Origin of the sequence: Chromatocurvus halotolerans (assembly GCF_004340525.1) — a bacterium.
GTDB lineage: Bacteria > Pseudomonadota > Gammaproteobacteria > Pseudomonadales > Halieaceae > Chromatocurvus > Chromatocurvus halotolerans.
Genome location: NZ_SLWX01000021.1, coordinates 1 through 12,277 on the forward strand (window position 1 = coordinate 1; position 12,277 = coordinate 12,277).

Annotated in this window: 9 protein-coding genes; 2 read left to right on the top strand and 7 right to left on the bottom strand. The window is 63.8% G+C overall.

Going from position 1 to position 12,277, the window contains the following annotated elements:
* Positions 1-33: 33 nt before the first annotated feature.
* Both EV688_RS15725 and gcvP read right to left on the bottom strand, forming a co-directional pair.
* Entirely contained in the window at positions 34-444 is a 411-nt protein-coding gene (locus EV688_RS15725; RefSeq protein WP_131917703.1) for a transposase, read from the bottom strand.
* Positions 445-1,075: 631 nt separating this feature from the next.
* On the bottom strand, positions 1,076-3,979 hold the full coding sequence (gcvP, locus tag EV688_RS15730; protein WP_117319470.1) for an aminomethyl-transferring glycine dehydrogenase: 2,904 nt from the start codon (positions 3,977-3,979) through the stop codon (positions 1,076-1,078).
* Between the two features lie 173 nt (positions 3,980-4,152).
* On the opposite strand from gcvP, the gene EV688_RS15735 reads away from it, so the two are divergent.
* The gene (locus EV688_RS15735) at positions 4,153-4,791 is read left to right on the top strand and encodes a helix-turn-helix domain-containing protein (protein WP_117319471.1); all 639 of its coding nucleotides are present in this window, start codon (positions 4,153-4,155) and stop codon (positions 4,789-4,791) included.
* 130 nt (positions 4,792-4,921) lie between these two features.
* Positions 4,922-6,049, top strand: a complete 1,128-nt coding sequence (gcvT, locus tag EV688_RS15740; protein WP_117319472.1) for a glycine cleavage system aminomethyltransferase GcvT — start codon at positions 4,922-4,924, stop codon at positions 6,047-6,049.
* A 21-nt stretch (positions 6,050-6,070) separates the two neighbouring features.
* On the opposite strand, the gene EV688_RS15745 is transcribed toward gcvT, so the two are convergent.
* From EV688_RS15745 to EV688_RS15765, 5 genes are read right to left on the bottom strand one after another with little or no spacing between them, the layout of a single operon-like run.
* A complete protein-coding gene (locus EV688_RS15745; protein WP_117319473.1) occupies positions 6,071-7,285 on the bottom strand; it encodes an endonuclease/exonuclease/phosphatase family protein in 1,215 nt (404 codons plus the stop codon).
* 19 nt (positions 7,286-7,304) lie between these two features.
* Positions 7,305-8,843: a PAS domain-containing sensor histidine kinase gene (locus tag EV688_RS15750; RefSeq protein WP_117319474.1), complete on the bottom strand. Its 1,539-nt coding sequence runs from the start codon at positions 8,841-8,843 to the stop codon at positions 7,305-7,307.
* A 28-nt stretch (positions 8,844-8,871) separates the two neighbouring features.
* Positions 8,872-9,888, bottom strand: coding sequence for an FHA domain-containing protein (locus EV688_RS15755; protein WP_117319475.1), 1,017 nt, complete (start codon positions 9,886-9,888; stop codon positions 8,872-8,874).
* 15 nt (positions 9,889-9,903) lie between these two features.
* The gene (locus EV688_RS15760; RefSeq protein ID WP_117319476.1) at positions 9,904-10,974 is read right to left on the bottom strand and encodes a PP2C family protein-serine/threonine phosphatase; all 1,071 of its coding nucleotides are present in this window, start codon (positions 10,972-10,974) and stop codon (positions 9,904-9,906) included.
* Positions 10,974-12,269, bottom strand: coding sequence for a multiheme c-type cytochrome (locus EV688_RS15765; protein WP_162884002.1), 1,296 nt, complete (start codon positions 12,267-12,269; stop codon positions 10,974-10,976). Before EV688_RS15765 ends, EV688_RS15760 begins: the two co-directional genes overlap by 1 nt.
* Between the last annotated feature and the right edge of the window lie 8 nt (positions 12,270-12,277).

Sequence of the window (12,277 nt, forward strand, 5' to 3'; positions counted from 1 at the left end):
TCGGTCACGATAAAACGGAATGGGCGGTCACGATCACCCGGAACAGGCGGTCACGATGAAACGGAATGAGTGGTCACGTTGGTCCGGAATACGCACCTGGCGAGCCTCGCGCGGCGTCACCCGCGCCTCTGTCGTTCCCACATCGCCCAGTGAGTCCATGGCCTGCACCCGCCAGCGCTCCAACTCGCTGGGGTACAGTCCCTTCTCCCGACACCAGGCTTTGCGTGACGCCTCGTCCAGGGCCGCTGTATGGATCACGGCTTCCAGGCGCGCTGGACCGGTCCAGATACGATCCTGTGCATCGGAAGGCGCTTCCGACCGCCATCGCTCCAGCGTATCTGCCCTGATGCCGAACTCCGCAGCGACGGCTGCCGGGGAAGCATTCTCTGGTGGTAACAACCGGGCGACTGCCCGAGCTTTGAATGTCTTACTGTAACGTGCCATGCGTCACCTCGTTGCCCTCTGCCTCCATTGTAAGGGAGGCGGCAACTATCTTGACGCAGAGGGAGATGATCGAGGCGTCCGGGGCAAATGACCACTTGTGATACATTTGAGATGTTCGACGAAGTCGTCGTGGATATCGGCATGAGTGCCGGTCTTATCTTGAGACATTTGGGCGAATGCCGACGCGCGTTATTGCCCGGCCTTAGCGACTGCGTCGCACGCATACGGTCGTTAAACTAATGCGCGCACCCTCTCGGCAGAGGCTCATCTACTGGTTTTGCCTACCACTGGCCGGCGGAAGCGGACCTTTAGATTAACAGCAGCGTGCGGTATTTTTCGAGCTAATAGTGCTGATTGGAGGCAACCAAGCCTAGGGCGCACCCCGAAGCGCGCAAAGTAGGTTTACCTTCAATACTGCGAAACCGCAAGACAGACGATTGAAGATATAGAAGCCTCGTTTCGTGCAAACCCACCTCTTTTTTTACCCACCTCATTTAATCGCTAACCCACTTCACTCCGTTTCGCCACCATTTCTCAGCCTAGCTCGTCGAAACCGGCCTAGAGTACGGCTTTGCTTTACCAACTTGTTTTTCGTTACCAACTAGTTTTTCCCCGTTACCAACTTGTTTAGTCATCTACATTCCGCGGGCGTCTCCCGGTACAGCGAGATATCCGGGCAACTGCAGATGAGGTGCCGGTCGCCGTGCACGTTGTCGACCCGATTCACGCTCGGCCAGAATTTCTGCAGTCGCTGCGAGGGCGCCGGGAATACCGCGAGTTCACGGCTGTAGGGATGGTGCCACTCACCCACCAGATCACCCTGCGTGTGTGGTGCATTGACCAGGGGGTTGTCGTCCCGCGGCCACTCGCCTGCGACTATGCGATCGACTTCCTGACGGATACCCACCATGGCGTCGATGAAGCGATCGACCTCCACGAGTGACTCCGACTCGGTAGGCTCGATCATGAGCGTGCCCGGCACGGGAAAGGACATGGTCGGTGCGTGGAAGCCGTAGTCCATCAGGCGCTTTGCCACGTCTTCCTCGGTCACGCCGGCCTCGCTCTTCAAGGGACGCAGATCGATGATGCACTCGTGCGCAACCAGGCCGTTCTTGCCGCGGTACAGCACCTTGTAGTGCGGTGCCAGTTTCGCCGCAATGTAGTTCGCCGACAGGATGGCCACCATCGTCGACCGCCGCAGGCCGTCCGGTCCCAGCATGCGGTTATACATCCAGGTGATCGGCAGAATGCCCGCGGAACCGAAGGGTGCAGCAGCCACGGCGCCGTTGTCGCTCTCCTCGAGCGGACTACCGGGCAGGAAGGGAGCGAGATGCGCGCGAACGCCGATCGGACCCATGCCCGGACCGCCGCCGCCGTGCGGGATGGCGAAGGTCTTGTGCAGGTTGAGGTGCGAGACATCGGCGCCGATGTGGCCGGGGCGGGCCAGGCCGACCATTGCGTTGAGGTTGGCACCGTCGAGGTACACTTGGCCCCCGTGCCCGTGGACGATGTCGCACAGTGCCTGCACGCCCTCCTCGTACACGCCGTGGGTGGAGGGATAGGTGATCATGCACGCCGCCAGCGTGTCGCCGGCGGTATCTGCCTTGCTTCGCAGATCGTCCAGATCCACGTTACCGTTGTCATCACAGTCGACAATCACCACCTTCATGCCCATCATCGCCGCCGAAGCCGGGTTGGTGCCGTGGGCCGAGGCCGGAATCAGGCAGACCTTGCGCTGGCTGTCGCCGCGTGAGGCGTGGTAGCGGGAAATCGCGAGCAATCCTGCGTACTCGCCCTGGGCACCGGAGTTCGGCTGCATGGAGACCGCGTCATATCCCGTGATGTCGGCCAGGTCGCGCTCAAGGTCCGCAAGCAGCTGCGCATACCCCTGCGCCTGCGAGATCGGCGCATAGGGGTGCAGATTGGCAAACTCCGGCCAGCTGACCGGCAGCATTTCCGCAGTCGCGTTCAGCTTCATGGTGCAGGAGCCCAGGGGAATCATGCCGTGGACCAGTGAGTAGTCCTTCGCTTCCAGCCGCCGGATATAGCGCGTGATCTCGGCTTCCGAGCGGTAGAGGGAGAATACCGGATGGGTGAGGATGGCATCGCGGCGACGCAGGCCCGCAGACAGTGACGCATCCTCGCCCCCGGTGATCACCGCGTCCAGGGCATCGGTCGCCAGCCCGTGGTCATCCCCCAGCACCAGCGTGAACAGGCTTTCGACATCCGCCACCGTGCAGGTCTCGTCAAAGCTCACGCCGTAGCTGCCATCAGCGAAAGCGCGCAGGTTGTAGCCCGCGGCCTCGGCGCGGGCGCCAAGATCGGCATCGGCCTCGAAAACCACGGTATCGAAAAAGCGCGGCGGCGTCTCCACGCCCTTCTCCTGAAGTCCACGGGCAAAGATGGCCGCTAGCCGGTGCACACGCTCGGCAATGATTTTCAGGCCCCGGGGGCCGTGATAAACCGCGTAGAACGCTGCCAGATTGGCCAGCAGGGCCTGCGCCGTGCAGATGTTGGAGGTGGCGCGCTCGCGTCGGATATGCTGTTCCCGGGTCTGCATGGCCATGCGCAGTGCCGTTTCGCCGCGACTGTCCACCGATACGCCGATAATCCGTCCTGGCAGCATGCGCTTGAGCGGCTCCCGTGCCGCGAAGAATGCCGCGTGCGGACCGCCGTAGCCCATCGGCACCCCAAAGCGCTGGGCGGACCCGAGCACAATGTCGGCACCCATGTCACCGGGGGAGCGGAGCAACACCAGCGCCAGCAGGTCACTAGCGACCGCCACCATGGCCCCACGCTGCTTCGCCAGCGTGATCAGTGACTCCAGGTCCCCGATCTCGCCGCGCGTGTCAGGGTAGGAGAACAGTGCGCCGAAAGGTTCGTACTGCTCGATCCTTGCCGCCTCATCGACAACCAGTTCGATACCGAAGCCCGCGGCGCGGGTGCGCAGCACCGACAACGTCTGTGGATGGCAGCGCGCGTCGGCGAAAAACTGTTTGGGGCCGCTGCCCTTTGCCGAGCGCAGGCACACGGCCATGGCCTCCGCGGCGGCAGTGGCTTCATCCAGCAGCGAGGCATTCGCCAGCTCCATTCCCGTCAGATCCATGACCATCTGCTGGAAATTCAGCAGGCTCTCCAGCCGTCCCTGGGCAATTTCTGGCTGGTAAGGCGTGTAGGCGGTATACCAGGCGGGATTCTCCAGCACGTTGCGCTGCACCACCGGGGGCATGACCGTGCCGTAGTAGCCCTGCCCGATCAGTGAACGCTTGAGCGTGTTTTTCTGCGCAATTGATCGCAGCGCTGCCAGTGCCTGCTGTTCGGAAAGTGCTGCGGGCACAGCCAGGGGCCCTGCCTGGCGAATCGCCGCCGGCAGTGTGCGCTCGACCAGCGCGTCCAGAGAATCACAGCCGAGGGTCGACAGCATGTGATCGACGTCCGCGTCCGCGGGTCCGATATGCCTGTCACTGAAGGCCGGCTCGACGAGCTGTCCCAGGGGCTGAGTTTCGATCGGATGTTGAGCTGATGTTGAAGGCATGGCATGTCTCACGCTGGCAGAATCCTGAAGGAGCAAAGGCTAGCAACAGTGTTTCCTATAGGCAACAAAATCGTCAAAAAGGGAATTTTTTGCGAAGTCCCTGTGATACGGTTAATCTTCCACAGCAGATGTCTGGCCGCTGTTATCCCCCCCAAGCAGGCAACAGGAACGGCATGAACGAGGAACCCCGCTTTCTGCGGGATGAAAAGCTGAAGACTCCCCGCATCACGCGACGCAGCGCTACCGAGGCGACCCTGCAGCCGCTGCAGCTGGGCAAGCGGGTCCGCGCGATACGCCTCAGCCAGAAACTCACGCTCGAAGAAGCGAGCCAGCGCACCGGCGTTGCCCGCTCCACGTTATCGAAGATAGAAAACGAGCTGATATCACCGACCTTCACCATTGTGCAGAAGCTCGTGCATGGGCTCGGCATCGACATTCCGCAGCTGTTCAGCCAGCCCCGCGCCGGCGCCACGCCTGGCGGACGGCGCGATATCACCCGCCGCGGCGCCGGCAAGCCGCACCCTACGCCAACCTACGCCCACGAGCTGCTGGCCACCGAACTCACCCAGAAGAAGATGGTGCCCTTTCGCACCGAGGTGCATGCGCGCGACTTTGCCGAATACCCCGAGTGGATACGGCATGAAGGGGAGGAGTTTCTGTTTGTGCTCAGCGGGACCCTTCTGCTGTACACCGAGTTCTACGAACCCGTGGAACTGCAGGAGGGCGACAGCGCCTACTATGACTGCACCATGGGCCACGCCCTCGTTTCCACCAGCGCCCGGGACGCCGAGGTGCTCTGGGTGACGGCCTAGACGCGGCCGCAGGCGGCGGCCTGCCCCGTTGTTTCCTATTGGAAACAACAAGGGGCTGAGGCATCATGTAGAGAGAGAATCCTGGCCGGCAGCGGCCGCCTGACCACGACTTCAATCCGGGAGAGACACCGTGACCGATACCCAACAGACTCTGCTGCACACGCCACTCGCTGACCTGCACCGGGAATGCGGCGCCAGGATGACGCCCTTCGCCGGTTACGAGATGCCGCTGCAGTTCGCACTCGGCGTCAAGCGCGAGCACCTGCACACGCGCGAGCATGCCGGCCTGTTTGACGTGTCGCACATGGGTCAGCTGATGCTGCGCGGCGTCGACGCCGACCGGGCTCTTGAGGCCCTCATCCCGTCCGATATCGTCGGCCTCGCCGAGGGCCGCCAGCGCTATGGCCTTCTTACCAATGCCGACGGCGGCATTATCGACGACCTGATGATCGCGCGGCACAGCGAGGGGCTTTTCCTGGTGGTGAACGCCGCACGCAAGGCGGTGGATATCGCGCACCTGCGTGAACATCTGCCAACGGGTGTCAGCCTGGAGTGTCTCGAGGATCGCGCGCTTCTCGCGCTCCAGGGTCCCGCCGCGGAGGCGGTGCTGACCCGGCTGCAGCCCGCCGCGGCTGACATGCGCTTCATGGACAGCCAGACGCTGGAGATTGCCGGCATCGAGTGCATCGTGTCCCGCAGCGGCTACACCGGCGAGGACGGCTACGAGCTGTCGATACCGGCGGACAGGGCGGAGGCACTGGCCAGACAGCTTCTCGATTTCCCCGAGGTGGAACCGATCGGACTCGGGGCGCGCAACTCACTGCGTCTGGAGGCAGGTCTCTGCCTGTATGGCAATGACATCGACATGAGTACCACACCGCTGGAGGCGGGCCTGAAGTGGGCCATCTCCCCTGCCCGGCGCCCGGGCGGAGCGCGGGCCGGCGGCTACGTCGGCGAGAACGTGATCGCGCAGCAGCTGGAGACGGGCAGCTGGTCGCGACAGCGCGTTGGACTGCTGGGCGAAGGACGAGCCCCGGTGCGCGAGGAAGCGCCTCTCTTCAGCGACGCCGATGCCCCCGCAGGCGCCGTCACCAGCGGCGTTTTCGGGCCCAGCGTTGATGGCCCGGTCGCCATGGGCTATGTCGACAAGGCGCTCGCCAAAGCGGGCACCACGGTATTCGCCGAGGTTCGCGGCAAGCGCCTGCCCATGACGGTTACGCGCATGCCGTTTTTCACGCCGGGCTACAAGCGCGGCTGACGGCACTTCGCTGGCGAACCGCTACTCTGGCAGGGGTTCGAGTACCAGATCGACCCAGACCAGTCGGTGATCCGAGGAGGCCGCGCGGGATTCCACCAGCGTCCGGCCCGGCTCTCCCGGACCGGGCCAGTAAACGCCGCTGTCGGTAACCGACCCGCCGGCACGGGAAGGCAGCACGTAGTCGGCGCGCAGTCCCCAGCTCGCGGTATGCGACCCTGCATGTCGATTGCCGGGAGACGCCGCGGCGCCGGCGGCGCTGGTGGGCGGTGCATCGTCATTGACTTTCGAGTGCGCCACCAGTGACCGGATTGCCCCCTGCCGGGCATCGCCCTCCACCGGTGAGGCATTCAGGTCTCCGAGAATGACGAATCGCTCGCCTCTCAGGCCACCGCGCCCGCCCGCGTCGTCGACAATGTATGCGGCCTGTTCACCACCGCTGATGTAGTCCACCCAGAAGCGGATCTCATCGTGGTTGCGCCGTCCATTGCGGTCCTCGGGGCCATCAAAGCCAGGCGGCGTCGGATGGCTGGCCAGCAGGTGCAGCCGCCGGCCGCCAATGTCGACCGCGACATCCCAGTGCGACTTGGACGACAGACGGAATATGTCCTGCACGTCGGCGTCGTACCACGGCTCGCCCTCCGGGGTCTGCATCGACTGCATGAGATTGTCGGGCATGTCCCGCCAGAGGAAATGGCGAAAGGTGCGGGCCGCCTCGGTCAGCAGCGGATAACGGCTCAGTATCAGCATGCCGTACTGACCGGGGTAGAGGCCGTAGCCAAAGGCGTCCTGGCCACTGCCGTCACTCCTGCCATCGCGATTCAGGTCATGGCCGGAAGGGACTCCGGTATTCACCGGTGCCGTATAGAAATAGGGGTATTCCAGGGGCTGCTGCCCATTCTGCCCCCGGGCCAGATAACGGCGAAGGAAGGGCAGCACGGCCGCCTCGGGCTGTTCAAAGTAATCGAACTCGTTAAGCAGAACGATATCGGGGCGCACGCGCTGCAGGATTTCGGCGATGCCGCGTATCTGAGGGTGAGCACCGTCGGCGAGTCGCTCCGCCAGCTCCCGGCCGCTGGGCACGGCATCCCGGGGCAGGTAATTACCGGCTTCCATGCTGACGTTGAAGGTGGCGATTCGAACAGACACGGTCTCTTCCTCCAGCGCGGACGTGAAACTGCCGATGAGCAGCAGTACGGGAAGGCTGAGTGTCGCGCAGACTGTCGCTCTGGTGTGCATGGGAAGACTCCCACCTGACCTAGGAATTTGACGCCGTCTCTGCCCTGATCTGTGGCAGATACAGGGTAACGACGGTACCCGCACCCTGCGTTGAAGCCAGGTTCACGTGCCCGCCTGACTGACGGACAAAGCCGTGTACCATGCTGAGTCCCAGCCCCGTTCCCTTGCCCACGGGCTTGGTTGTGAAAAAGGGCTCGAAGGCTCTCCCGAGATCCTCCTGCGGCATGCCGCACCCCGTGTCGGCGACGGACAGAAACACATACGCGCCCGCACTGACAGAGGGTTCATCGGGAATCTGGCTCCCGTCGAGAACACAATTACCGGTGGTTATCCTCAGCTGGCCGCCATCAGGCATGGCGTCGCGGGCGTTGATTGCGAGGTTCAGCAGCGCCGAATCGAGTTTCGCCGCATCCACAAAGGTCTGCGCGAGGTTTCCCGCCAGATCAAAAGACAGGTCGATATTTGCAGCGAGAACCCGCTGCAGCAGCGGCTGCAGGGCACGAATCCTCGCATTGATATCCAGTGCGGCTGGCTGCAGGGTCTGTCGTCGCGAGAACGCCAGCAGGCTGTCGACCAGGTCACTGGCGCGCACGGCGGCTGCCGAGGTCATGTCGACCATTGCGCGCAGTGGATCGTCCGCCAGCGCTTCTGCCAGCAGATCCGTATTACCGATAATCACGGTCAGGAGGTTGTTGAAGTCATGGGCGATGCCGCCGGTCAGCTGCCCTATCGCCTCCAGCTTTTCGGCCTGCTCCATTCGCTGGGCGAGCTCCCTGCGCTCGGTGACATCCTGCACATAGACGGCAAAACCCTCGGGAACCGGATAGGACGTGACGCACAGCCAGGCGCCGGTGTCGGGATGATACTCAGTAAACGCCGCGCGCTCCCCGGCGTAGAGTGCTTTCTTGAAGGCCACGCCAAACGCGGTGTCAGCAGTACCGGGGAAGCAGGACCATGCATGGCGGCCCATCACACCGGACACCGTTGAGCCCACCAGCCGGGCAAACGCCGAGTTGGCGTAGGTGACAACAAACTGGCGGTTCAGCGTGACGAACGCATCCTTCATGTTTTCCAGCGTGCGATGCAGCCGCTGCTGCAGTTGCTGCGCATCCTCGAAGGTCCCCGCGTCAACGCCACAGGCCGCGCTGCCCTCGACTCGCAGCGAGATGGCCTCCCGCAATACAGCCACCTCACGACGCGCATCGACCAAAGGTGTAACGTTACGCGCCAGAACAAGCTCCGCCCGGATTCCCTCGTACTCGATGACTTCCGAGGTGATGTCGACGGTGATCAGTTCCCCATCGCTGCGCCGGTGGAGCCAGAAGCCGGCCTCGTCCAGACCCTGAGTCACGCCGCGAACATTCGCTTCCAGCAGTGGAATATCAGCTGCGGGCCGTATGTCCCGCAAGGTCATACGCTGAAATTCATCGTGACTGTAGCCGTAGATACGCACGGCGGCGTCGTTCACCAATAGGAAGCGCAGGGAATCCAGCGCATAAATCCACATCGGGTCGGGATGACGCATGAAGAGCAGCTGGGCCTGCTGCAGACCTGTCATCGGGATGGGGAGCGCAAGACCCGGCGAGTCACAGGAGCGCAACGGCGGCGATGGCAAGCACCGCTACCACAACCACGATGCCGATCATCAGTGGCAGTCTGCTGCCCGATGCCGCGGCTGGCGTGGCGGCTTTCCCGCCGCTGGAGGGCCCTGTTGCGCCTCCTTCGGGGGCATTGAATACCAGCCTTACCTCGCCCAGCTGCACGCTGTCGCCGCCATCAAGATACACCGACAGGCGCTTCTCGCCATTGACCACGATACCGTTCGAGGACACGAGGTTGACCATGCGCCAGCGTCCACCCTTGTGCACCAGCTGGGCGTGACGTGCGGACACCGTAGGATCGTTCAGCGGTATATCGCAACTGTCGTCGCGGCCAAGCTCCCAGGTGTCTTCCTCCCCGCCGCCAGTCTCCAGCTCGAAAACGTCGGAAGCCGACCCGTCAGCGGCGATCACGATGAAGTGCGCAAGCGGGGAATGGCGCTCCGCACTTGCTGCCTGCGGCCGTTGCGCGGCCAGGGCATCCGGTGACAGGAACTGGGTGCTCTCTCCCGTGCCGCTATCCACCCAGCTTCCCGGCAAGTCGCCTGTCGGCGCCGCGACGTCAGATGCCGCGGCGGCTCCGGACGCGGAGGGCCCGGGTGGCGAAGCCGGCCTCGCCGCTGCCTGCGGCGCCTCAGCTGCGGGCGCCAGCATCGTGGCGTCATCATCCGCAGGCGCGGCGATCACGGTAGCGTCGTCGCTCGCTTCCCTGGCATCGTCGGATATGATGGCCACAGTCAGTGTGAACGTATCGATGCCGACCTGATCTCCATCCATGAGTGCCTGCGCCGAGCCAATAGCGCGGCCATTCAATCGCGTACCGTTGGAGGAGCCAAGATCCTCCACCGTCACACCGTCCTCCGCAAGCCTGAACCGCGCGTGTTGGCGCGACACCTTGCTACTGGGCAATGTGATGTCACAGTCGTCACTGCGACCCACCGTGAGTGTCTCGATCAGGGGATGCTCGGTTCCATCATCAGTGATGAGTCTGGCCTGAATTTCCATTATCTGCCTCGTACGTCAGGACCCTTGACGGGTCACAAAGTCTGCCACTATCCCTCCGGCGGCCAGCAGGGCCACAGCGGCAAGCCACCATCGCCAGCGCCAGCGGTCGGTGCGCGATGCTTCGCCGCTCTGCGACAGATCCGATGATGGGGCCGCGCGCCCGTGGCCGGTATGCCCGGAGCCGGTATGCCCGGAGCCGGTATGCCCGGAGCCTGTCTGTTCACTGCGCGCAGGCACCCGACGGATGGTCGGAGCGGCACGATCCTCTTCCGTATTGCGGATACGCTCACCGCTGACCGGATCAAAAGCCTCGTATACCACAGGTCCATCGACGCCTGACGATGACGCCTGCGCGGCGGCGGTATCACGCCAGGAGACGAGGACCACGGTAATATTGTCGCGCCCACCCGCGTCAACCGCAGCCTGCACCAGCGCATCAGCACGCGTCTGGAGGCTGTCGCTGTCCCGGCAAACGATGTCGCACAGGACAGACGCCGGCACAACATCGCTCAGACCATCGCTGCAAAGCAGAAACAGCGCACTGCCCGTCAATGCGCCGGCGTTTTCACCGGTCTCCAGCTCCGCCTCGGTGTCACCCAGCGCGGTGAGGATGACATTCCTGCGCGGATGGTCGTCCGCCTCGGCGCGGCTGATCTCGCCCCGCTTGAGCAGGGATTCTACCAGCGAATGGTCACGGGTCAGGGTTTTCAGCCTGCCATCCCAGAGATACAGCCGACTGTCGCCCGCCCAGGCAAGAGAAAAGCGCCGGGCCTGCGGCTGCAGGTGCAGCGCGACCGCGGTCGACGCCATGCTCGATGCGCCCTCGCCGGACGCCGCGATGGCCTCACGGATCGCGGCGTTCGCAACCGCGAGGGCCGGGGCAAGCCCGGTACCCGCACGCACCTGATCAACGGTTACATCGCAGGCGATGCGCGAGGCCACCTCCCCCGCGTCGCGTCCACCGACACCGTCCGCCACCATATAGAAAGCGCTGTCATTGTCGAGGCGCCAGCTGTCTTCGTTGTGACTGCGCTGTCCCGGATGCGTCGCGCCCGCCGCCTCGATCCTCCAGGATGGCGCCGACACTACAGGGCCTCCAGCATCTGTCTCGCACGCACCGCATACTGATCCGGCACATAGCTGGTCTCACTGCCCAGCGCCTCAAACAGGGCGTCCAGCTGCGGCGCCAGCGATTCGCTATCCCCCAGGGCTATGGACAGGGTTTCAATCGCCAGAAACGCCTGTTCTGCGGCGGTGAAATAGCCAAACCGGTCCGCCGCACTGCTGGCCAGAAGCTCGCGGCGCAAAGAGCGCTGCAGCGAGGCGTCAAACCGGCGGTCTGCCAGTGCTGCCGCCACGGCGCCAAGTGCAGAGGAAATCCCGGATGCCGTGTCGAGCAGCGACTGTGGGTCGTTTTCCGCTGCGGCATGCAGCGCCTGCAGCTGCGCTGCAATATCCTCAGCGCGCTCCGGCACCAGCACCGCCAGCGCCGGCAGCAACACCGTGAGCGGCCCATCGTTCAGCCGCACCGACCCCGGGGGTAACGCCGGTGCGCGGGCATCGCTCTGCCAGCGCAGATCGTTCATGCCGTGATGGCAGGCGTGGCATTGGAAAAAAGACAGCTCAGGGAACAGCGCGTTGCCCGGATAGGCCTCACTTGCCAGCAGGTCGAACAGCGTCGCCGCGTTCATCGCCAGACCACTGACCCAGATCGCCACGGTATCGGGCTTGCCCTTGCGCTGGACATAGTCCTCATCCACCGAATAATGCGCCGGCTGGTTGACCGAGAAGGTTTCCAGCTCGAATGACAGGCGTGGATGACCCGCACCCATGATCCGGTGTGTGGCAAGCTTGTCGCGGGTTCCGAGATGGCAGGAGAGACACAGTTCGGCGCGCGCCACCGGCTGGTCCGTCGGATACATCCCCTCGGCAATGTTGTCTGCATGGCTCGTCCCGCGTTCGGCGTGGTTCTCCAGCCAGTCCCCGGCACCGCCGTGACAGGCCTCGCAGCCAACGCCATCGTCAATCTGGAAACGGGCACCGCGCCGCTCGGCGGGGACGTTGTCGGCGTGGCAGTCCAGGCAGAGATCTGCCGTGTGCGCGGCCGGCAGACCCAGCTTCGCTGCGATCGCCTGTGACTGTTGCGTCATCAGCGTGCGATAGGCACGGGAGTGATAGTCCTGCCGCAGCCATACCCGGTACTCGTTCAGCCACACGGTCTCGTCATCTGCCTCATTCACCCGGCCGTGACACACCGCACTGGCACAGCTGGCCACCCCCTCATGCACCCGCCCGTCGTCCTCGGGAAGCGACTGCGCCACTGCCAGTGGTGCCAGAAACAGCATCGCCAGATGCACATTCACTTTTATTGAGCGCCACATGACCATCT